The sequence below is a fragment of the Phenylobacterium sp. genome, assembly GCF_030651755.1.
GTDB lineage: Bacteria > Pseudomonadota > Alphaproteobacteria > Caulobacterales > Caulobacteraceae > Phenylobacterium.
On sequence record NZ_JAUSBZ010000045.1, the window covers coordinates 1 to 21,502 of the forward strand.

The 21,502-nt window shown below is 68.4% G+C and carries 21 protein-coding genes and 1 riboswitch; of the genes, 13 read left to right on the forward strand and 8 right to left on the reverse strand.

Features of this window, described 5'->3' with window-relative positions:
- Positions 1 to 1,823, reverse strand: a 1,823-nt coding sequence (metE, locus tag Q7V15_RS03990) for a 5-methyltetrahydropteroyltriglutamate--homocysteine S-methyltransferase (protein WP_304753958.1), incomplete at its 3' end; no start/stop codon positions are given.
- A 278-nt stretch (positions 1,824 to 2,101) separates the two neighbouring features.
- Positions 2,102 to 2,317, reverse strand: a riboswitch (cobalamin riboswitch).
- 109 nt (positions 2,318 to 2,426) lie between these two features.
- Between metE and recF the strand changes: the two genes are divergently transcribed.
- From recF to Q7V15_RS04005, 3 genes are all read left to right on the forward strand, one after another.
- Positions 2,427 to 3,569, forward strand: coding sequence for a DNA replication/repair protein RecF (recF, locus tag Q7V15_RS03995; RefSeq protein ID WP_304753959.1), 1,143 nt, complete (start codon positions 2,427 to 2,429; stop codon positions 3,567 to 3,569).
- Positions 3,570 to 3,579: 10 nt separating this feature from the next.
- Positions 3,580 to 6,018, forward strand: a complete 2,439-nt coding sequence (gene gyrB, locus Q7V15_RS04000) for a DNA topoisomerase (ATP-hydrolyzing) subunit B (protein WP_304753961.1) — start codon at positions 3,580 to 3,582, stop codon at positions 6,016 to 6,018.
- An 87-nt stretch (positions 6,019 to 6,105) separates the two neighbouring features.
- Positions 6,106 to 7,533, forward strand: coding sequence for an amidase (locus Q7V15_RS04005; protein ID WP_304753962.1), 1,428 nt, complete (start codon positions 6,106 to 6,108; stop codon positions 7,531 to 7,533).
- Between the two features lie 176 nt (positions 7,534 to 7,709).
- Here the strand turns inward: Q7V15_RS04005 and Q7V15_RS04010 are convergent, their stop codons facing one another.
- From Q7V15_RS04010 to Q7V15_RS04020, 3 genes are read right to left on the reverse strand one after another with little or no spacing between them, the layout of a single operon-like run.
- On the reverse strand, positions 7,710 to 8,435 hold the full coding sequence (locus Q7V15_RS04010; protein ID WP_304753964.1) for a hypothetical protein: 726 nt from the start codon (positions 8,433 to 8,435) through the stop codon (positions 7,710 to 7,712).
- A 32-nt stretch (positions 8,436 to 8,467) separates the two neighbouring features.
- Complete coding sequence (locus tag Q7V15_RS04015) at positions 8,468 to 9,304, reverse strand: DUF3445 domain-containing protein (protein ID WP_304753965.1); 837 nt, start codon at positions 9,302 to 9,304, stop codon at positions 8,468 to 8,470.
- Positions 9,301 to 9,672 carry a hypothetical protein gene (locus Q7V15_RS04020; protein ID WP_304753967.1) on the reverse strand — a complete coding sequence of 124 codons (372 nt, stop codon included), beginning with the start codon at positions 9,670 to 9,672 and terminating at the stop codon, positions 9,301 to 9,303. Before Q7V15_RS04020 ends, Q7V15_RS04015 begins: the two co-directional genes overlap by 4 nt.
- Before the next feature lie 73 nt (positions 9,673 to 9,745).
- Here Q7V15_RS04020 and Q7V15_RS04025 point away from each other — a divergent pair, with 73 nt between their 5' ends.
- The 3 genes from Q7V15_RS04025 to Q7V15_RS04035 are packed head-to-tail and all read left to right on the forward strand — an operon-like array spanning position 9,746 to position 11,522.
- Positions 9,746 to 10,408: an HAD-IA family hydrolase gene (locus tag Q7V15_RS04025; protein ID WP_304754042.1), complete on the forward strand. Its 663-nt coding sequence runs from the start codon at positions 9,746 to 9,748 to the stop codon at positions 10,406 to 10,408.
- A complete protein-coding gene (locus tag Q7V15_RS04030; protein WP_304753968.1) occupies positions 10,405 to 10,698 on the forward strand; it encodes a 4a-hydroxytetrahydrobiopterin dehydratase in 294 nt (97 codons plus the stop codon). The genes Q7V15_RS04025 and Q7V15_RS04030 overlap by 4 nt, the downstream gene beginning before the upstream one ends.
- Positions 10,699 to 10,745: 47 nt before the next feature.
- The gene (locus tag Q7V15_RS04035; protein WP_304753969.1) at positions 10,746 to 11,522 is read left to right on the forward strand and encodes an SDR family oxidoreductase; all 777 of its coding nucleotides are present in this window, start codon (positions 10,746 to 10,748) and stop codon (positions 11,520 to 11,522) included.
- A gap of 27 nt (positions 11,523 to 11,549) precedes the next feature.
- Here the strand turns inward: Q7V15_RS04035 and Q7V15_RS04040 are convergent, their stop codons facing one another.
- Positions 11,550 to 11,975 carry a hypothetical protein gene (locus tag Q7V15_RS04040; RefSeq protein WP_304753970.1) on the reverse strand — a complete coding sequence of 142 codons (426 nt, stop codon included), beginning with the start codon at positions 11,973 to 11,975 and terminating at the stop codon, positions 11,550 to 11,552.
- Positions 11,976 to 12,070: 95 nt separating this feature from the next.
- Between Q7V15_RS04040 and pseB the strand changes: the two genes are divergently transcribed.
- Positions 12,071 to 13,126 (forward strand): UDP-N-acetylglucosamine 4,6-dehydratase (inverting), encoded by a 1,056-nt coding sequence (gene pseB, locus Q7V15_RS04045; RefSeq protein ID WP_304753971.1) that lies wholly within the window; start codon positions 12,071 to 12,073, stop codon positions 13,124 to 13,126.
- Between the two features lie 4 nt (positions 13,127 to 13,130).
- Positions 13,131 to 14,297: a UDP-4-amino-4,6-dideoxy-N-acetyl-beta-L-altrosamine transaminase gene (gene pseC, locus Q7V15_RS04050; protein WP_304754044.1), complete on the forward strand. Its 1,167-nt coding sequence runs from the start codon at positions 13,131 to 13,133 to the stop codon at positions 14,295 to 14,297.
- A 59-nt stretch (positions 14,298 to 14,356) separates the two neighbouring features.
- Here pseC and Q7V15_RS04055 read toward each other — a convergent pair whose 3' ends face one another.
- Positions 14,357 to 16,069: a hypothetical protein gene (locus Q7V15_RS04055; RefSeq protein WP_304753972.1), complete on the reverse strand. Its 1,713-nt coding sequence runs from the start codon at positions 16,067 to 16,069 to the stop codon at positions 14,357 to 14,359.
- A gap of 182 nt (positions 16,070 to 16,251) precedes the next feature.
- Here Q7V15_RS04055 and Q7V15_RS04060 point away from each other — a divergent pair, with 182 nt between their 5' ends.
- From Q7V15_RS04060 to Q7V15_RS04080, 5 genes are all read left to right on the forward strand, one after another.
- Positions 16,252 to 16,962, forward strand: coding sequence for a response regulator transcription factor (locus tag Q7V15_RS04060; protein ID WP_304753973.1), 711 nt, complete (start codon positions 16,252 to 16,254; stop codon positions 16,960 to 16,962).
- Positions 16,931 to 18,547, forward strand: coding sequence for a stimulus-sensing domain-containing protein (locus tag Q7V15_RS04065; protein WP_304753975.1), 1,617 nt, complete (start codon positions 16,931 to 16,933; stop codon positions 18,545 to 18,547). Before Q7V15_RS04060 ends, Q7V15_RS04065 begins: the two co-directional genes overlap by 32 nt.
- Positions 18,544 to 18,957 (forward strand): HPr kinase/phosphorylase, encoded by a 414-nt coding sequence (locus Q7V15_RS04070; RefSeq protein WP_304753976.1) that lies wholly within the window; start codon positions 18,544 to 18,546, stop codon positions 18,955 to 18,957. The genes Q7V15_RS04065 and Q7V15_RS04070 overlap by 4 nt, the downstream gene beginning before the upstream one ends.
- 87 nt (positions 18,958 to 19,044) lie before the next feature.
- Entirely contained in the window at positions 19,045 to 19,449 is a 405-nt protein-coding gene (locus tag Q7V15_RS04075; protein ID WP_304753978.1) for a PTS sugar transporter subunit IIA, read from the forward strand.
- Positions 19,446 to 19,718, forward strand: coding sequence for an HPr family phosphocarrier protein (locus Q7V15_RS04080; RefSeq protein ID WP_304754045.1), 273 nt, complete (start codon positions 19,446 to 19,448; stop codon positions 19,716 to 19,718). The genes Q7V15_RS04075 and Q7V15_RS04080 overlap by 4 nt, the downstream gene beginning before the upstream one ends.
- 9 nt (positions 19,719 to 19,727) lie before the next feature.
- Here the strand turns inward: Q7V15_RS04080 and Q7V15_RS04085 are convergent, their stop codons facing one another.
- Positions 19,728 to 20,489: an ABC transporter permease gene (locus tag Q7V15_RS04085; RefSeq protein WP_304753980.1), complete on the reverse strand. Its 762-nt coding sequence runs from the start codon at positions 20,487 to 20,489 to the stop codon at positions 19,728 to 19,730.
- Complete coding sequence (locus Q7V15_RS04090; RefSeq protein ID WP_304753982.1) at positions 20,486 to 21,412, reverse strand: ABC transporter ATP-binding protein; 927 nt, start codon at positions 21,410 to 21,412, stop codon at positions 20,486 to 20,488. The genes Q7V15_RS04085 and Q7V15_RS04090 overlap by 4 nt, the downstream gene beginning before the upstream one ends.
- Positions 21,413 to 21,502 lie beyond the last annotated feature (90 nt).

Genomic DNA, 21,502 nt, shown 5'->3' on the forward strand with positions numbered 1-21,502 from the left:
GCGGCGCCGGCGCGCTCCAGATCGGCCCCCTCGTCGCGGATGGCGAGCGCAATCTGGCGGCAGGTCTCCTGGCGGGGAATGTCGTCGCGCACGAAGGACCACTGCAGGATGGTCACCGGCCCCGTCAGCATCCCCTTGACCGGGCGGACGGTAAGGGACTGGGCGTAGCGCCACCAGTCGACGGTCATCGGACGGGGTCTGGCCACATCCCCATAGATGATCGGCGGCCGGACGCAGCGCGAGCCATAGGACTGCACCCAGGCGTGGTCGGTGAAGGCGAAGCCTGACAGCTGCTCGCCAAAATACTGGACCATGTCATTGCGCTCGAACTCCCCGTGGACCAGCACGTCGAGGCCGACGCTCTCCTGCCAGCGGATCGCCATTCGCGTCTCATCCTCCAGGAAGGCCTGGTAGGCGCCGGGCTCCAGCCGGCCCCCGGCCTGGTCGGCGCGGGCCTTGCGCACCGCCGTGGTCTGGGGAAAGGACCCGATGGTGGTGGTGGGATAGGCCGGCAGGTTCAGGACCTGGGCCTGCAGGGCCAGGCGCTCGGCCACCGGCGCGGCGCGGCGGGTCATCTCTGGAGTCACCGTCGCCATCCTGGCCTGGACCGCCAGGTCGCGGACCTTGGGCGAGGCCTGGCGGGCGGCCTGGGCGGCGTCCGACGCGGCCAGGGCCTCGGCGACGGCGGCGCGCCCCTCATTCAGGGCGCGGGCCAGGATGGCCAGCTCCTCCAGCTTCTGCACCGCGAAGGCCAGCCAGCCGGCCACCTCCGGATCGAGTTTCGTCTCGACCGCCAGGTCTATCGGGGCGTGCAGCAGCGAGCAGGAGGGCGCCAGCACGAGGGGCCGCCCGGTTGCGGCGACCGGCTCCAGACGGTCCAGCAGGGCCGAGAGATCGGCCCGCCAGATGTTGCGCCCATCCACCACGCCAAGGGAGAGGACGAGGTCCGGGCGGGCCTCGGCCAGCGCCCGATCCAGGTCCCCAGGCCCCCGCACCAGGTCGAGATGCAGGCCCGCCACCGGCAGGGACAGGGCCAGGTCGAGATTGTCGTCGAGGGCCGCGAAGTAGGGGGTGAGCATCAGCTTCAGCCCCGGGGCCGCCTGGGTCAGGCTGTCATAGGCCCGTTCGAACATCGCCCAGTCGGCCGGCTCGAGATCCAGGGCCAGGGCTGGCTCGTCCATCTGCACCCAGTCGGCGCCCGCCGCCGCCAGCTGGCGCAGGATTTCCCCATAGACAGGCAGCAGCCCCTCCAGCAGATCGCGGGGGTCCGAGCCGTCCTTGGCCTTGGCCAGCTTCAGCCAGGTGACGGGACCGATCAGCACCGGGCGGGTGTGGCGACCCAGGGCGCGGGCCTCTAGAAATTCGTCCACCGCCTTGGTGGAGCTGAGCGCAAAGACCTGGCCGGCCACCACTTCGGGGGCGAGATAGTGATAGTTGGTGTCGAACCACTTGGTCATCTCGCAGGCCACGGCGTCCTGACCGCAGCAGCCGGTCTCCTGCTCGCCCGACCGGGCGCCGCGGGCCATGGCGAAATAGAGCTCCAGCCCCTGGGCGCCGGCGAAGCGCGGCGGGACGGCGCCGACCATCAGGGTGGCGTCGAGCACCTGGTCGTAGAGCGAGAAGTCGTTGCTGGGCAGAATGTCGACCCCCAGTTCGGCCTGGCGGGCCCAGGCCTCGCGGCGGAGGTCGGCGGCGGTCTGGAGAAGGCCAGCCTGTTCGAGGCGGCCGGACCAGAAGCGTTCGAGGGCGGTCTTGAGCTGGCGGCGGGGGCCGATACGGGGGAAGCCGAGATTGGCGACCAGGACGGGTTGAGCTGTGGGCATGGGATCTCCTTCGCCGACGCGGGACGCGCCGGCGGGATTCTGAAGGTTCGATTGGAGGGGGGGGGCAGGGACGGGCCGGCGGCTTAAGGGCGCCGACGGCCCCATCGCATTCGATGCGGGGTCGGGATCAGCTTCGGCTCTGGCGAAGGCGCCACGGCGGCCTCCCGTTCAGGTCAAGGACAGGACGGGAGACTTGCGGCAGGCGCGGACGGGCGCAGGTCGCCGCGAGACGGGAGTCCGGGCGTGCGCACGATGCGACCCGCCGGGACCCCCCGCCCGAGGACGTTATCTGACGCGGCAGGTCTCCTGGCTCGCGGGTCGAAGCGGCTGTCTGGCCTTCCCGACGGGGTCTCCGTCAGTGACACGATCGACAGCCGCTCGCCGCTTACAGTTGCGGGGACAGCTCCGGAGTCGGGCGCATGGCTTGGCCCTCACCGGATTCCCTCTTAGCTCCGGGTCCGAAGACCCGCAGAACCGCGACCCTGTCATCTAGGGCGATCACCAGACGCCCGTCAAGTCTGACATAAAGATATCCTTATGTGATTATGTGCAGCGCGCGCTGGAGACTTCGCGCCTGGCGGCGAAACCGGCTATGAGCCTGCGGTGACCCGCGCCGTCCTCACCCGCCTGACCCTGACCGACTTCCGCTCCTATGTTCGCGCCGAGCTGGCGCTGGACGGCCGGCCCGTGGTGCTGGCCGGACCCAATGGGGCGGGCAAGACCAATCTTCTGGAGGCCGTCTCCCTGCTGACGGCCGGCCGGGGCCTGCGCGGGGCGGCCATGGCTGAGCTGGGCCGCCGCCTGCCGGGCGAGGCCAAGGGCCGCGCCTGGGCGGTGGCCGCCGAGATCACCCTGGGGGAGGAGACCCTGAAGGTCGGCACAGGGGTGGAGGCCCCCGGCGCGGCCCGCCGCACCGTCCGGCTGGAGGGCGAGTCCGTGACGCCCGGCCGGCTGTCGGACCTGCAGCGACAGGTCTGGCTGACGCCGGCCCAGGACCGACTGTTCCTGGAGGGGGCGTCCGAGCGTCGCCGGTTTTTCGACCGGCTGGTCTATGCCGCCACGCCCGGCCACGCCGCTCAGGCCAGCGCCTATGACAAGGCCCAGCGCGAGCGCATGCGCCTGCTGACCGATGGCCCACATGACGGCGCTTGGCTGAGCGCGCTTGAAGCGCGGATGGGGCAGGCAGGCGCCGAGATGGCGACAGCCCGGGCCGAGACCCTTTCCCATCTGCAGGCCGAGATCGACAGCCGCGGCGAGCGCCCCTTCCCGCAGGCGCGGCTCGCCCTCACCGGCGAGTGGGAGCAGATGGCCAAGGCTGGGGTGGAGACCGGCGAGATCGAGGTCCGGCTGGTCGCCGCCCTGGCTGCGGCGCGCGAACGCGACGCCGGCGCCGGTCGCGCCCTGACCGGCCCGCACCGGGGGGATCTGGCTGTGATCCACCTGGAGAAGGACCGCCCGGCCGCCGAATGCTCCACCGGCGAGCAGAAGGCGCTGATCCTGAACCTGGTCCTGGCCCAGGCGGCGAGACTTTCGCGTGCAGAATCAGCCCCAAACCCTATATTGTTGTTGGATGAAGTCGCAGCACACCTGGATCGCCGTCGGCGAGGGGCCCTGTTCGACGAAATCGAGGCGCTCGGCCTGCAGGCCTTCCTGACCGGAACCGACGAGCACCTGTTCGAAGACCTTCGCGGCCGAGCCCAGGGCGTCCGGGTGGACGCTTCGGGCCTGGCCCTACTGGACGCGTAAGAAGAACCTCATGAGCGACGAGACCCAAGGCGCCGACGAGACGCCGACGAGCAATGGCCAGGCTGAATATGGCGCGGAGTCCATCAAGGTCCTGAAGGGCCTGGACGCGGTGCGCAAGCGGCCGGGCATGTATATCGGCGACACCGACGACGGGTCTGGCCTGCACCACATGGTCTATGAGGTGGTGGACAACGCCATCGATGAAACCCTGGCCGGCTACGCCAGCCGGGTCGAGGTCATCCTCAATGGCGACGGCTCGGTCACCGTCACCGACGACGGCCGCGGCATCCCGGTGGACATGCACGAGGGCGAGGGCGTCTCGGCCGCCGAGGTCATCATGACCCAGCTGCATGCGGGCGGAAAGTTCGACCAGAACAGTTACAAGGTCTCCGGCGGTCTGCACGGGGTCGGCGTCTCGGTGGTCAACGCCCTGTCGGACTGGCTGAAGCTCAAGATTTATCGCGGCGGCAAGGCCTATGAGATCGAGTTCCGCCGCGGCGACACGGTCTCGCCCCTGGTGGAGACCGGCGAGGCGCCCATGCGCGAGAACGGCCTGCCCCTGTCGGGCACCGAGCTCACCTTCTATCCCTCCACCAGCACCTTCGCCTTCATCGACTTCGACCGGAAGACCCTGGAGCACCGCCTGCGGGAGCTGGCCTTCCTGAACTCCGGCGTGACCATCTGGCTGAAGGACTTCCGCGGGGCCGAGCCCTTCGAGGAGGTCATGGCCTATGAGGGCGGGATCGAGGCCTTCGTCCGCCATCTGGACAAGGCCAAGACCCCCCTGCTCCGAGACCCGATCGTCATCCGCGGGCGCCGCGAGAACGTCGAGATCGACCTGTCGCTGTGGTGGAACGACGGATTCCACGAGAACGTGCTCTGCTTCACCAACAACATCCCGCAGAAGGACGGCGGCACCCACCTGGCGGCCTTCCGCTCGGCCATGACCCGGCTGATCACCTCCTACGCGGAAAGCTCCGGGGCCACCAAGCGCGAGAAGGTCTCCCTGTCGGGCGAGGACGCCCGCGAAGGCCTGACCTGCGTCCTGTCGGTCAAGGTGCCCGATCCCAAGTTCTCGTCCCAGACGAAGGACAAGCTGGTCTCGTCCGAAGTGCGTCCGGCGGTCGAGGGCCTGGTCTCAGAGGGGCTTTCGACCTGGTTCGAGGAACACCCGAACGAGGCCAAGATCATCGTCCAGAAGATCGCCGAGGCCGCCGCCGCCCGCGAGGCGGCCCGCAAGGCCCGCGATCTGACCCGGCGCAAGTCGGCCCTCGACATCACCTCTCTGCCCGGCAAGCTCGCCGACTGTTCGGAGAAGGACCCGGCCAAGTCCGAAATCTTCCTGGTCGAGGGCGACTCCGCCGGCGGCTCGGCCAAGCAGGCCCGCAACCGGGACAATCAGGCCGTCCTGCCCCTGCGCGGCAAGATCCTCAACGTCGAACGCGCGCGCTTCGACAAGATGCTGTCCTCAGACCAGATCGGCACCCTGATCACCGCGCTCGGCGCCGGCATCGGTCGCGACGACTTCAACATCGACAAGATCCGCTACCACAAGATCGTCATCATGACCGACGCCGACGTGGACGGCGCCCATATCCGCACCCTGCTGCTGACCTTCTTCTATCGGCAGATGCCGCAGGTGATCGAGCGGGGCTATCTCTATATCGCCCGACCGCCGCTCTATAAGGCGACCAAGGGCAAGTCGGTCCGCTATCTGCAGGACGACCCCGAGCTCGAGGCCTTCCTGGTCAATGAGGGCGTCGACGGCGCCACCCTGACCCTGGCCAATGGTGAACGCCTGGCCGGCGCCGATCTGCACGCCCTGGTCCAGACCGCCCGGGGCGCCAAGGCCAATGTGGACCGCCTGTCCTCCCGGGCGCCGGCCTTCGCCATCGAGCAGGCGGCCCTGGCCGGCCTGCTGGGCGAGAGCGGCGACCTGGAGGCCGCCGCCCAGCGCCTGAACCTCTATGCTGAAGAGGGCGACGGCCCCTGGAGCGGCGAGACCGCCGCCACCGGCGGCTATGTGTTCAGCCGCGTCCGCCGGGGCGTGTCCGAGCGGGTGGTGCTGGACGACCTGCTGCTGCACGCCGCCGACGCCCTGCGCCTGGCCGAACGGGCCGCCAGCATGGCCGAGACCTTCGCCTCCCCGGCCAGCTTCTCGCGCCGTGACAAGGTGACCCAGGTTCGCGGGCCGCTCGACCTGTTCAACGCGGTGATGGAGGCCGGCCGCCGGGGTCTCGCCATCCAGCGCTACAAGGGCCTGGGCGAGATGAACCCCGATCAGCTGTGGGAGACCACCCTGGACGCGGAGGCCCGCAGCCTCTTGCAGGTCAAGGTGGCCCACGCCGACGACGCCGACGGCATGTTCACCCGCCTGATGGGCGACCTGGTCGAACCCCGCCGGGAGTTCATCCAGGAAAACGCCCTGGACGCCGAGGTGGACGTCTAACCCCCACAAGCCTGGACAGGCCGCCCCAACTCCTGAACTCTTCGGTTCCGAGGAAACAAAAGCCGGAAACCGGCAGGGAGTTGGGCGATGGCCTTCGACGAATATGCCGAGCATGACGGGCTGGGACTGGCCGCTCTTGTGGCCAAGGGCGAGGTCAGCCCGACCGAGCTGGTCGAGGCCGCCATCGCGCGGGTCGAGCGGTACAACGGCGTCCTGAACGCCGTCGTCCACAAGGCTTATGACGAGGCCCGCGCCACCGCCGCCGGCGACCTGCCCGACGGCCCGTTCAAGGGCGTGCCCTTCCTGATCAAGGACCTGGGCGCCCAAGTGAAGGGCTGGCCCCGCACCTCGGGCAGCCGGTTCGCTAAGGTGGCCGCCGATGAGGCCGACAGCGAACTGGTGGCCCGCTACCGCGCCGCGGGCGTGGTCCTGCTCGGCAAGTCCAACACCCCGGAGTTTGGCATTCCCGGCGTCACCCACTCCGACCAGCTGGGGGCCTGCCGCAATCCCTGGAACCCCGACCATATCTCCGGCGGCTCGTCGGGCGGGGCGGCGTCAGCCACGGCGGCGGGCATGGTGCCCCTGGCCCACGCCAGCGACGGCCTGGGTTCGATCCGGATTCCGGCGGCCTGCTGCGGCCTGTTCGGCATGAAGATCACCCGCGACCGGACCCCCATCTGCGAAGTGGTCGACGGCGCCCTGGGCTTCTCGGTCCACCATGTGGTCAGCCGCACGGTGCGCGACTCCGCGGCCATGCTGGACGCCACCGGCTATCCCCAGGCCGGCGATCCCTTCCAGGCCCCGGCCAAGGCCGGCCCCTATCTGGAGGAGGTGAGCCGAAGCCCGGGACGCCTGCGCATCGCCTGGTCGGCGGAGACGCCCAGCGGACGGCCCATCCCCGACGACATGCTCGCCCACCTGCTGGCCACAGTCGAACTCCTGAAGGGCCTGGGCCACGAGGTGTTCGAGCAGGGCCTGGGGATCGACTATCGTCAGCTCTACCGGGCCCAGAGCCTGGCCAGCGCCTCGAACTTCTCGGCCAATGTGGCCCGCTGGGTGGAGAAGCTCGGCCGCGAGCCCGGGGATGACGAACTCGGCCCCCTGGCGCGGCGCGGCTATGAGGCCGGCAAGCGGCTGAACGGCCAGCAGGCCTTCTGGGGCTTCCAGCAGCTGCGCCTGATGAACCGTCAGATCCTCTCGGCCTTCGAGGCCTTCGACGTCTATCTGACCCCGGTGATGAGCACGCCGGCGCCCAGGGTCGACTGGCTCGACCCCAATATGGCCGACACCCGGGAATTCGATAAACGCCAGGCGGCCACCTACGCCACCACCCCGCCGGCCAACTTCACCGGCCAGCCGTCCATGTCCGTACCCCTTTGGGAGTCAGAGGACGGTCTGCCCGTCGGCATGATGTTCACAGGCCGCTTCGCCGACGAGGCCGCCCTCTACCGGCTGGCGGGCCAGCTCGAGAAGGAACAGCCCTGGAAAGACCGTCGTCCGGCCCTGTGGAACTGAGGCCCCAGGCTCTGAGCCTTCAGAACACCACGCCAAGCTTGGCCAGCGTCAGGGCGACGCTGCCAAAGGCGACGACGGCCAGAACTTCATACCACTTGAACCACGGGCCGCTCGGCGAACGCATTCTCATAGATTTCCCCCCCGGGAATGTCAGATCGATGTGAGCGCCCCTTGGCTCAGTAGTAGGGCGCTGGCGGACGTTTGCCCGGCCAGGTCAGGTAGCCGCCGGGATCCCGGCCGGCGGCCTGGACGGGCGGGCCGGCGCAGCAGGGACCGGCGGCCACGGTGTGGGCATAGCCGCTGGACTGCTGCGAATAGCTGCGATGCTCGCTGTAGGACTGGTGCTGCTCGGCATAGCCGCGCACCTGAGGCGGCGGCGGCGGTGGCGCATAGGCGTAACGCTCCTGCCGATAGGCTCCGCCCCGATACTGTTCGTGCTGGCCCTGATGGGACTCCGCCCGGCGCTCATAGCCGCCACGGGTGGCGATGTCGGGACCCTGATAGCGGCGATAGTCCTGCTGATGGCCAGCCGGCGGCGCCTGATGGGCGTAGTCCCGGGGCGCCGGGGCTGGTTGACGGGGCGCTGGGGGCCGAGGGGCCGGGGCGCGGGCCTGACGGACCGGAGCCGAACGCGGGCGCGCGGCGGGCTTGGTCGGCGCCTTGGCGGTCTGGACGGGCTTGGTTTCCGGGCAAGCGGCCTTAGCCGGCGGGCAGGCGCAGCAGTTGGCGACGGCCCGGGCCGGGGGCAGCGTCTCAGGGATGCTCGCCTGGCCGGCGGGCGCGGCGGCGGGCGGCGCGGCCTTTTCGGCGAAGGGCGGCTTGGGCGGCCGCTCGTCGCAGGCGGTCAGAACCAGGGCCAGACCCAGGGCGGCGATGATCGACGAAACGGTACTGGTACGCATAGCGGAAACTCCCTCGCCCGCACGCTGCGCGTTTACACCTCGTTAACGCTGTAGGATTCTCCCCTCGCGCGAATATAGGCCTCCACCAGCGCGTCGTAGGAGGCGAACCCCTTGTAATTGCGAAACTCTGCCGTAGCGCCGCGCCATGCCCGGGCGAAGGCCGCGAACCGTTCGGGGTCCTGCTCCAGGGTCTCCAGGGGCGCACGCCAGATGCGGATGGTGAACAGGGCGCCGCCCGTAACGGGAAGCCGCCGCAGGGTCTGGCGCTCCACGCGCAGATGGAGAACCCGTCCCGCCGCCTCAGGCGCGATCCCGGAGATCTGCGCCCGGATCGGCGCGGAGTCCGGCGTGAACAGGGCGTCAGTATTGACCACCGTCCAGTTGCGCCGCTCCAGGATCAGGCCCGGCCGCAGACCGGAGAATATCCGCTCCAGCCGGCCCCCGAACCGCGCCGCAAACCCGTCCACCGGACCGTGGAGCTCGGCCAGGCTCTTGCCCAGGGCGTCCTGCGCGGTGAAGAAGCTGGGCGCGCACAGGCTAAGCGCGGTCAGCCGCCAGACCCCCTCCCTCTGCTCCATCAGGCAGAGGTCGTCGGACACCCGCCTCGCCGCCGCCAGCAGAGGCGGCAGGCCCGCCTCGCCGGACTGGGACCCACGCACCTTCGCCACCAGGGCCAGGGCCTCGGCCTGGGCGTCCCACGAGCCAGGGGTCTCCCCCCAGACGATCTCAGGGCAGGCGGCGATCAGCGGGTCCTTTCGGGCGGCCGGATCAGCCTCCCCGCCCTCCAGCCAGTCGGCCTCGGGGATGGGTCGCAGACCGATGGCGAAGTCGCCGCCGGCCTCGGCCCAGGGGCTATGGGGTAGCTTCACCGGCCCCGCCCCCAGCGCCCCCAGGCCAGCCACATCATCAGGGCCAGGACCTCCCCGCTCAGATTGGCCAGGAGATCGATCAGATCCCCCTGACGGCCCAGTCCCATCAGGGCCTGGGCGATCTCCACACCGGCGCCCAGCGCGAAGATCGCCGCCAGGAGAACCAGCCGGGGTCCAAAGGCGAACAGGCCCAGACCCGTCAGGACGAAATAGGCCAGCGCGTGGCGCACCTTGTCGCCCCCCAGATCTGGCGCAGGCGTGGCGTCGGAGGGAGCCAGTGAGAGGAACAGGATGGCCGCGAGGCAGAGCCCGAAGGCCGCCCAGGCATAGCGGCGGATCAAAGGGGAGTGGCGGGAGCGAAAGACCATGACCCTAGCTTGCACGTCAGCCCCGCCGTCTCTAGCGTCGCGGCGTAAAACGGGCGTTTGAAGGACAGTCATGATGGCGATCGAGGCGGTGATCTGGGACTTTGGCGGGGTGTTCACCTCCTCGCCCTTCGAGGCCTTCGCCCGCCATGAGGCGGCCATCGGCGCGCCCAAGGACCACATCCGCCGGGTCAATGCGACCAACCCCGACACCAACGCCTGGGCCCTGTTCGAGCGCAACGAGATCGATACGGCGGGCTTTGACGCCCTGTTCCTGGAGGAGTCCGCCGCGCTCGGCTTTCCCATCCGGGGCGCCGACGTCCTGCCGCTGATCTCCGGCGTGGTGCGGCCGCGGATGGTCGAGGCGCTGAAGCTCTGCAAGTCCCATTTCAAGGTCGGCTGCATCACCAACAACATGGTCAGCCATCATAGTCCCGGCGCCGACGGCGTTCAGAAACCGCGCGGCGTCATGGGCCAGATCATGCCCCTGTTCGACCATGTGATCGAAAGCTCCAAGGCTGGCGTGCGCAAGCCCGATCCGCGCATCTATCAGATGATGTGTGAGGCGCTCTCGGTGGCGCCGGCGGCTTGCGTCTATCTCGACGACCTCGGGGTCAACTGCAAGCCGGCCGCCCAGCTGGGCATGACGGCGATCAAGGTCGTCGATGTGGACCAGACCCTGGCCGAGCTGTCGGCCGCCACCGGGCTGAGTTTTCCCGTCGCCGAGGCCGCCCAGTGAGTCGGCCCGCGCGCATCGGCGCCGAGGCCGCCCTGACCCAGCTGCCCGGCTGGACGGCCGGGGAAGGCGAGCGCGAGGCCCTGGTGCGGACCTACCGGTTCGAGGACTTCAACGCCGCCTTCGGCTTCATGGCCCGGGTGGCGCTGATGGCCGAGACGCTCGACCATCACCCCGAGTGGTTCAATGTCTACAACCGGGTGGACGTGACCCTGACCACCCATGACGCCGGCGGGGTGACCGAGCTGGACGTCAAACTGGCGCAGTTCATGGACCAGGTCGCCGGCGCCTGAGGCCAGGCCTCACAACCACAGAACAACAGATCCCAGGGAGGGACCAGATGAGCGGACGGGTCGCAGGAAAGAAGGCCTTCATCACCGGAGGCGCCCAGGGGCTCGGGGCGGCCATGGCCGCAGCCCTGGCGGCCGAGGGGGCCAAGGTCACCCTGGCCGACATCAATCACGAGGGCGCCAAGGCCCAGGCCGCCGAAATCAACGCCACCGTGGGCGAAGAGGTCGCCTTCGCCCTGCCCCTCGACGTCACCCGGGAGGATCAGTGGATCTACGCCCTGGAGGAGGCCGACGCGGCCATGGGCGGGCTGTCGGTGCTGATCAACAACGCCGGCGTCAGCCGGGGCGGCGACATCGAACAGCTGTCCTATGAGGACTGGAAGTTCGTGATGAGCGTCAATGTCGACTCCGTCTTCCTGGGGACCAAGCACGCCCTGAAGTACATGCGCCGCTGTCAGCCGGGCTCGATCATCAATATCAGCTCCATCGCCGGCCTGATCGCCGCCCACAACAGCCCGGTCTACAACGCCTCCAAGGCCGCGGTCTGGCTCCTGTCCAAGGGCATCGCCCTGCACTGCGCCAAGCAGGGGCTGGATATCCGCTCCAACTCCATCCATCCGACCTTTGTGGACACCCCGATCCTCGACCCCCTGCGCCAGCGGTTCGGCAAGGAAGAGGCGGAGAACAAGTTGGCCCGTCAGGTGCCCCTGGGGCGCATCGGCGCGCCCTCGGACATCGCCAACGCCGCGCTCTATCTGGCTTCGGACGAGAGCCGCTTCATGACCGGGGCCGAACTCAAGCTGGACGGCGGCATTTCGGCCATGTGAGGTCGCAGGGTCGCCCCGGCGGGCGCTTCAGTTCACCAGGATGGTGCCGAGCAGCAGGGTGGCGCCGCCCTTGCCCAGGACCCGGTCGGCGTCCCGCTGCAGCTGGCGGGCGATATAGTCGGCATTGGGCAGGGCGGCGGGCCCGAGGCCCGCGGCATAGACCCTGAGGCTCTGGGAGAAGGCCGCCCGCAGACGCGGCGTCGACAGGTCGGCCGCGGCCCGAAGCTTTTCGTCGGGAATGTCGAGGCCGGCCTCAACGGTCATCACCGCGCGGCCGCCCCGCTCGCCGGCCACGGTGGCCGTCAGGGTCTGCAGCTGGATGAAGGTGAGGCCGCCGCCCTTCTTCTTGTCCCCGCCCTTAGGCGGCCCGGCGGCGGCCGGGCTGGCGCTCAGGGCCACGAGGCCGCTGAACAGGAGAGGCAGGGCGAGCCGCAGGCGATGGATCTGTTCCATACGCGTCGGTGTGCCGCATTTATGGTTAGCGGTCTCTTTACGCGGGCGGTCCAACACTGCGACCTAGATTCGCATGGGCCACATTGGAGGCCGCCTTGGGCCGTTTCGCGCCAGACTCCCTCGACCTCGACGGCAAGGTTATCCTTGTCACCGGCGGCACCGGCTCCTTCGGACGCCGCTTTATCGACGCGGTGCTCAGCCGCGCCACCCCGCGCAAGCTCATCGTCTATAGCCGCGACGAACTCAAACAGCATGAGATGCAGATTGACCTGGCTGAACGCTATGGGCCTGAAGACATGGCCCGCATGCGCTTCTTCCTCGGGGATGTGCGCGACCGCGAGCGCCTGACCCTGGCCCTGCGCGGGGTCGACATCGTCATCCACGCCGCGGCCCTGAAACAGGTGCCGGCGGCGGAGTACAACCCGTCCGAATGCATCCACACCAATGTCCTGGGGGCGGAGAACGTCGTCTGGGCGTGCCTGACCAACCGGGTGAAGAAGGTGGTGGCGCTGTCCACCGACAAGGCCTGCAACCCGGTCAACCTCTATGGGGCCACCAAGCTCGCCTCGGACAAGACCTTCGTGGCGGCCAACAACCTGGCCGGGGACATCGGCACACGGTTTTCCGTGGTCCGCTACGGCAATGTGGCCGGCTCCCGGGGGTCGGTGGCGCCCCTGTTCCAGCGACTGATCGCCCGCGGGGCCACCGAGCTTCCGATCACCGACCCTCGGATGACGCGCTTCCTCATCACCCTGAACGAAGGCGTCGACTTCGTTCTATCGTCGCTGGAGGTGATGCGCGGGGGCGAAATCTTTGTGCCCAAGATCCCCTCGGCCAAGATCACCGACCTGGCCGAAGTCCTGGGACCGGGACTGCCCCACCGGATGGTCGGCATCCGGCCCGGCGAGAAGCTGCATGAGATGATGATCTCGGTGGACGACGCCCGCTCCACCGTCGATCTGGGGGACCGCTACGCCATCGAGCCGGCCTTTGTGGAATATCCCCGCGAATCCTTCGCCGGCGCCCACCCCATGGTGGCCGAAGACTTCTCCTACGCCAGCGACACCAATTCCGAATGGCTGAGCGGCCCGCCCCTGCTGGACCTGCTGGAGGATGGGGTTCCGCCGCGCCGCCGGCGGGCCACCGACTGACCCCATGGCCGAGCCCTTCCTGCCCTATGGCCGCCAGACCATCGAGGACGACGACATCGCCGCCGTGGCCGCCGCCCTGCGTGACGACCTGCTGACCACAGGCCCGCGAGTGGAGGCCTTCGAAAGCGCCTTCGCCGAGGCCGTGGGCGCCGAGCACGCGGTGGCCTGCGCCAATGGCACCGCGGCCCTGCACCTGGCCATGCTGGCGCTGGGCGTGCGGGAGGGCGACGTCTGTATCGTGCCCTCCACCACCTTCCTGGCGACCGCCAACTGCGTTCGCTATGTGGGCGCTGAGGTGGTGTTCGCCGATGTGGACCCCGATAGCGGCCTGATGCGCCCCGACGACCTGGCCCAAGCCCTGGCGCGGGCCGCCCCACGGCCGGTGGCGGCGGTTCTGCCGGTCCATCTGCGCGGGGACGTCGCCGATCTGCCGGCCATCTCCGCCCTGGCGCAAGCCGCCGGAGCCGTTGTGGTGGAGGACGCCTGCCACGCCCTGGGCTCGCGCCTGCGGCACGGGGGGGACGCGGTTCTGGTGGGCTCGGGCCGTTGGTCGTCTGCGGCGACCTTCTCCTTCCATCCGGTCAAGACCATCGCCACCGGGGAAGGCGGCATGGTCGCCACACCGGACGCCGATGTGGCTGAACGCCTGCGTCGGCTGCGCAGCCACGGCATGGTTCGCCCGGCCGACGCCGACCCCTGGTGGTACGAGATGGCCGAGCCGGGGTTCAACTACCGGCTTCCCGACATTCTCTGCGCGCTTGGCCAGTCGCAACTGGCCAAGCTTCCCCGGTTCGCCTCCGCCCGTCAGGCCTTGGCCGCCCGCTACGCCGCGATCCTGCAGCCCCTGGCGCCCGCTGTTCGCCTGGCGCGCGCGCCAGCGGCCAGTCTGAGCGTGCCGCACCTGATGAGCGTGCTGATCGATTTCGAAGGCCTGGGGACAAGCCGTCGGGATCTGATGGAGCGCCTCCGCGCCCGGGGGATCGGCAGCCAGGTCCACTACATCCCGGTCCACACCCAGCCCTACTACCGGGCGCGCTATGGGGATCAGAGCCTGCCCGGGGCGCAGGCCTGGTATGATCGAACCCTCAGCCTGCCCCTCTATCCCGCCATGACCGTCCAGGATGTCGACCGGGTGGTCGAGGCCCTGGCCGAGAGTCTTGGCCTGGCCTGAGGCTGGGAGCGCGTTCCGATAAGTGGGAACCGGTTACCTTAGCCAAACGCGCTCATGCTCTAGGCGGCCAGGCCAGCGGCCTGGATCAGGGTGCGCACCTCGGCCATCCGCTCGGGCGATCTTGCGAGTTCGGCCCGGGTGTCATCCATCCGCACCAGCTTGAGCGCCTCGGCCTTGGCGCGGTCGGCGGCGGGGCCCAGGGGGGCCGCCTCGCCGCAGGCCAGTTTCAGCAGCAGGGTCAGGCGGGTCGACGCCGGGGCGTTGGCCTTGGCCAGGCCCTGGGTCACCTTGGCGTCGGCCTCGGCCAGCCCGCCCAGGTCGCCCAGTTTCTGCTGGATGGGCAGGTAGTCCTCCGGGATCAGGCCGCCTCGGCCCACGGCGCGATAAAGCTTGGCCATGGAAAACAGCCGGTGGGCCGCCGAGGTTTCCGGGTTGCGGGCGTCCTTCTCGAAGGCCAGGGATCCGACCACGGCGGCCAGCCAGCGAACCGCCTGGCGCTTGTTGGCCGCGCCGATCACATTCTCCACCAACCACATGAGGGCCTCGGCCTCCTGCAGGGCGGTCTGACCCTTGCCCAGATAGGTTTCCACGAAGTCGCCGGTGACCAGCATCTTGGAGCGGTTCACAAAGGCCTGATGAACGTCGTCCAGGGGCACCAGATCGCCCGCCGCGGCGGTGAGCGACATGGCCAGGCCCCGCAAGAGGTCTATCTCGCCCGCCCCATCGCTGGGCTTCAGCCGCCGGGGACCGTTGAGCTCCTTGAGCACGCGCTTGGTGATCGCGCCCCGGACGGCGCGGAAATCCTCGGTGGCCAGCCACTTGGCGAGCCGGTGGGCCGGCTCTGAAAGCTCGGGCATGATCTTGGCCACGGACGGCTCCACCCGGATCAGGGCCTCCACCGCATCATGCGCCGCCAGGCGGGTCATGGCCGCCAGCCGAACCCCCAGGTCGAGGTCCTTGCCGATCAGGCCCTCCAGGCCCGCCGAGGACCCCAGGATTTCGGCCAGGGGCTGTTCTATGGTCTGCAGGGCCAGCCCCCGGGGCGGGCCGGCGATGGGCGCCGCATCGGCCAGGTCCAGAAGCCGGGTGACCTTGTCCGACCAATTGCGGGCGGGGGCGATGGAGGCGGCCACGCCGGCCCCCAGCAGATAGGCCCGTTCCGGAGCGCGGGAGACCCGCTCGGCGGCGGCGGCGAAGCCTTCCTTGTCCACATCCGGCAGGTCGCCCCGGCGGGCGTCCCCGAGGAGCCGCTCAATGGCCCGCTCCACCAGGGACTGGAAGGTCCGCATGATCTCGTGAATGGACACGCCCCTGGCCTGGGACTCAGGCACGGCGATCTTCTGGATGGCGTGCTGCAGCTCGACGCCCGAGGCCTCGAGCCGCTCCACCAGGTCGGCCCGGTGCAGCAGTTCGAAGGGGGTGGCGTGGTTACGGGCGAGCCAGCCGTCCAGCAGGCGGCCGATGCGTTCGCGGGCATGGACGGTGTAGAGGTCCTGCGGGGCCACGCAGAGCGGATCGTTGCGCTCCGGCGCCTTCTGGACCTTGGCGCTGTCGGGCAGGCCCAGGGACTGGATGACGACACTCCGAAACTCGTTGGTTTCGGGGTCCATGCTCTCCTTGCTCACGCGAGCCGAGGCCACCCGTCGTTCGGCGATGAGTTCCTCAGCGACCGCGACCGCCTGGGCGCGGTTCTCCGTCGCCATCTCCAGCGACCAGCCAGAGCCGACGGTTTTCCTGACGAACACTTCGTAATGCACTTTGGCGCGTTCCATATGGTCGTTCCCCAGGACCAGGGCCAAGCATGTGGGAATAGAATTAAGGTCCTGTTGCCTTCGGAACGGCCCTTTCTGTCAGGAATTTAAACTTGTCCGTTTTGGCGACGCCACATTGAGGCCATCAGGCCAAACCACTAGCTTCGACACCACGGCGACGACTTCAGGAGTTCTGTTTCCCCATGGCCAACATCACCCTGGTCGATGACGACGAAAACATCGTCACCTCGGTCAGCCTCGCCCTGGAAAGCCACGGTCACACCGTGAAGGCTTTCTATGACGGCGCTGCAGGTCTGGCGGCCCTGGAGAATGAGCCCCCGGACCTGGCGATCCTTGATGTGAAGATGCCCCGGATGGACGGGATGGAGGTCCTGCGCCGCCTGCGCCGGACCAGCGACCTGCCGGTGATCATTCTCACCTCCAAGGACGATGAGATCGATGAGATCCTCGGTTTCAATCTGGGCGCCGACGACTACATCCATAAGCCCTTCAGCCAGCGCCTGCTGCTGGAGCGGGTGAAGGCCGTCCTGCGCCGGGCCAGCGCCGATGGGGGCGAAGGGGTGGCGGGCCCCATCAGCGAGGCTGAGGCCCGGGCTTTGAAGCGGGGCAAGCTGACCCTGGACCCCGCCCGTCACGACTGCCTCTGGGAAGAGCGGCCGGTCAAGCTGACCGTCACTGAGTTCCTGCTGTTGCAGTCCCTGGCCCAGCGGCCGGGATTTGTGAAGAGTCGCGACAACCTGATGGATGCGGCCTACGACGATCAAGTCTATGTGGACGACCGCACCATCGACAGTCACATCAAGCGCATGCGCAAGAAGTTCCGCGAGATCGACCCTGAGTTCGACGCGATCGAAACCCTCTATGGCGTCGGATACCGGTATCGCGAGTCCTGAGCGGCCGCCCCGGCGCGAGCGGTGGCGATGGCTGCCGGGCTCGCGCCTTGGCCGCCTGATTATTGTCCTCAACCTGTTCGGGCTGGCGATCCTGATCTCCGGCGCCCTGGTGCTGAATGAACTGCGCCGGGGGCTGGTCAACGCTCGCATCGACAGCCTGACCACCCAGGGCGAACTGATCGCCACCATCATTGACCAGGCCGCCACGGTGGGCGAGCCCGAGCCGATGATGGACGGGGCCTACGCCTCGGAAATCCTGCAGATGCTGTCCAATCCCCGTTCGCAGAGGGCGCGTCTGTTCGACGCGGAGGGCCGCCTGATCGCCGACTCCTACTGGGTGTCCGACCGGGTGGAGTGGCGCACCTTGCCGCCGGCAAGGGCCCGGGGCGACGGCCCTGGGCTGGAACTCAATCTCAGCGGCGGTGATGAGGACAGCCCGGAAGGCATCGCCACAGCCAAGGCTCAGGCGGCTCTGCGGGCCGAGGTGAACACCGCCCTGCGGGGCGTTCACTGGGCGGGCCTGCGCCTGGGCGCGGACGGCGAGCGGGTGGTGTCGGTCTCCATTCCCATCCAGCACGTCAAGGCGGTGCTGGGCGTCCTGACCCTCGAGGCCCGGGATGTGGACGAGATCATTGCGGCCGAACGGGCGGCCCTGCTGCCCTTCATCCTGATCGCCGTCGCTGTCTCCCTGGTCTCGTCCCTGCTGCTCAACCATCTGATCGCCCACCCGGTCCGCCGTCTGGCGCGGGCCGCCGACCGGGTGCGGCTGGCCAGGGCCAGGGCGATCTCCGTCCCCGACATTTCCCGCAGGGACGACGAACTCGGCGACCTCTCCCGCTCCCTGGAGGACATGACCCACGCCCTGTCAGAGCGTATCGACGCCATCGAACGCTTCGCCGCCGACGTCGCCCACGAAATCCGTAATCCCCTGACCTCCCTGCGTTCGGCGGTGGAGACCCTGGGCCTGGTGGAAGAGCCCGCCGCCCGCGAGCGGTTGATGGCGGTGCTGCAAAACGACGTGCAGCGCATGGACCGGCTGGTCACCGACATCTCCAACGCCTCGCGTCTCGACGCCGAGCTGTCGCGGGAGGCGCCGACGCCGGTGGACCTGCGCCGGCTGATCGCCGATGTGGTCTCCCTGTACCAGGCCACGGTCCGGCCTGGCGATCCAAGGGTCACCTTCACCGTACCCGAAGGCCTGGAGGCGGTGGTGGTCTCCGGCCAGGAGGACGCCCTGGGGCAGGTGCTGCGCAACCTGATCGACAACGCCCGGTCGTTCAGCGCGCCAGAGGGCCTCGTGCGGGTCAGCCTGGGGCGGCAGAGGGGTCAGGCTGTGATCACCGTCGATGACGACGGCCCCGGCATTCCACCTGAAAACCTGGAGACGATTTTCGAGCGCTTCTACACGTCCAGGCCCAAGGGGACTGCCTTTGGCGGCAATTCGGGACTTGGCCTATCCATCGTCCGCCAGATCATTCTGGCCCATGAGGGGTCAGTACGAGCTGAGAACAGACCCGCCGATGAGCCCGGCGGCGTCCCTTCCGGCGCACGCTTCACCGTCACCCTCCCCGAGGCGCGCCGGTGATCCTCCACGCCGGCCTGATCGCGCGACACGGCCCCGGCGGCTGGCGCGGGGTCCTGATCGAAGGTCCCTCTGGCGCCGGGAAGAGCGATCTGGCGCTGCGATGCCTCGGGGCGGGATTTCGCCTGGTGGCCGACGACCGGGTGATCACCTGGACATCGGCTGGCCGACTGTTTGGCCGCGCCCCTGACAGCCTGGCCGAACGGCTGGAAATCCGGGGCCTGGGCGTAGGCCGGGTTTCGGCCCTGCCCCTTGCGCCTCTCTCGCTTTGGGTTCGCCTCGGGTCGCCGGAAAGGTCGCCCGATCTCGAAACCGTGACTCACCTTGGGGTGGAAACACCCCTGTTTGTGCTCGCTCCGCTCGAGAATTCGGCCCCTGCGAAACTGAGTCACGCCCTGGACTCACTTGGATGAACCACGGAAGGCGCGTATCACAGCCGGCTTCTGGCCCGCATTTTGCCGCCGCGCGGCCCACAGGGGATAGCCTTTGAGAGCGTTGCCATGATCGGGCTCGTGATCGTTACGCACGGGCGACTGGCCGCAGAGTTCGTATCGGCGATGGAGCATGTGGTCGGACCGCAGAGCGCGGTCGAGGCCATCTGCATCGGACCTGACGACGATATGGAGCGGCGGCGGATGGACATCCTCGGCGCCTGCGCCCGGGCCGACTCAGGCGCCGGAGTCATCCTGCTGACCGACATGTTCGGCGGCACGCCGTCAAACCTGGCCATCTCGGTGATGGAACAGACCCGGGCCGAGGTGATCGCGGGTCTGAACCTGCCCATGCTGATCAAGCTGGCCAGCGTCCGCAGCCGCTGCGGCCTGGAGGACTGCGTCTCCGCCGCCCAGGAGGCCGGACGGAAGTACATCTCCGTGGCCTCCTACGTCCTGGCGGGCGAAAACTGACCGCCGAGCGAACGGTCGAGATTCTCAACAAACGGGGTCTGCACGCCCGCGCCTCGGCCAAGTTCGTCAAGCTGGCCTCAGCCTTTGAGGCCGAGGTTCAGGTTTCCAAGGATGGTCACAGCGTCGACGCCCGCTCGATCATGGGGCTGATGATGCTGGCCGCGGGGCCCGGCAGCACGATCCACATCGTCGCCGAGGGCGACCAGGCCGATGACGCCCTGGAGGCGCTCTGCGCCCTGGTCGCCGCCCGCTTCGAGGAAGACCAGTAGCGTCCGGCCTCAGGCCTTGAGCTTGTAGCCCGTCCGGAACATCCAGACGATGAGGCCCAGACACAGGGCCATGAAGGCGAACGTCATGGCGATGCTGATCCCGATGCCCACATCGGAGACGCCGTAGAAGCTCCAGCGAAAGCCGCTGACCAGATAGACCACCGGGTTGAACAGGGTGATGGTCTGCCACACCGGCGGCAACATGCTGATCGAATAGAAACTGCCGCCCAGGAAGGTCAGCGGCATGACCACCAGCATGGGCACGATCTGCAGCTTCTCGAAGCCGTCGGCCCAGACCCCGATGGCGAAGCCAAACAGGCTGAAGGTCACCGCCGTGAGCACCAGGAAGCTGACCATCAGAAAGGGGTGGGCGATCTCGTAGGGGACGAAGATCCGCGCCGTCGCCAGGATGATGAGCCCCAGTATGATCGACTTGGTGGCCGCGGCCCCCACATAGCCGGCCACGATCTCCACCACCGAGATGGGCGCTGAGAGCACCTCATAGATGGTGCCGGAAAACTTCGGCATGTAGATGCCGAACGAGGCGTTGGAGATGCTCTCTGTCAGCAGGGACAGCATGATCAGGCCCGGAATGATGAAGGCGCCATAGCTGACCCCGTCGATGGTTCCCATCCGCGAGCCGATGGCCGAGCCGAACACCACGAAATAGAGCGAGGTGGAGATCACCGGCGAGGCGATGGACTGCATCAGCGTCCGCCAGGTCCGGGCCAGTTCGAAGTGATAGATGGCCTTGACCGCATAAAGGTTCATTGGGGCGCCCTCACCAGGCTGACAAAGATGTCCTCCAGAGAGCTCTGGCGGGTCTGCAGGTCCTTGAAGTCGATGCCGTGGCTCTGCAGGCGGCGCAGCAGGGCGGCGATGCCGGTGTCCTCGGCCTGGGCGTCGAAGGTGTAGATCAGCTCGTGACCGTCGGCCGCCAGCTCAAGGGCCTCCCCGGCCAGTTCCGACGGCATGGCGTCCAGGGGACTTTGCAGGTGCAGGGTCAGCCGTCGCTCGCCCAGCTGGCGCATCAGCACCGCGGTGTCCTGAACCAGGATGATCTCCCCCTGGCGGATCACCCCGATCCGATCGGCCATCTCCTCGGCCTCTTCGATGTAGTGGGTGGTCAGGATGATGGTGACGCCGCTTTCCCGCAGGGACCGCACCATCTCCCACATGTCCCGGCGCAGCTCCACATCGACGCCCGCGGTGGGTTCGTCGAGGAACAGGATCTTGGGCTCATGGGCCAGGGCCTTGGCGATCATCACCCGGCGCTTCATGCCGCCTGAGAGCGCCATGATCTTGGAGTCCTTCTTGTCCCAGAGGGACAGATCCTTCAGCACCTTTTCCAGATGAGCGGGATTGGCCGGCTTGCCAAACAGGCCGCGGCTGAACTTCACCGTGTCCCAGACGGTCTCGAAGGCGTCGGTGGACAGTTCCTGCGGCACCAGGCCGATCTTGGAGCGCGCGGCGCGGAACTCGCGCACGATGTCATGGCCATCGGCCAGAACCTGGCCGGAGGTGGCGTTGACGATGCCGCAGATGATCGAGATCAGGGTGGTCTTGCCCGCCCCATTGGGACCCAGCAGGGCGAAGATTTCCCCCTCGCTGATCTCCAGGTCCACCCCCTTGAGGGCGGAAAATCCCCCGGCATAGGTCTTGGTCAGACCTCTTACGGAAATAATCGACGACAACCGCAGCACTCCCCCTCGGCGTCACAGCCAGATAGGCGCCCCGGCAGGGCGAGGCTAGGCCCTAGGACGCCTAAAGGTTGTCAGAGCCGA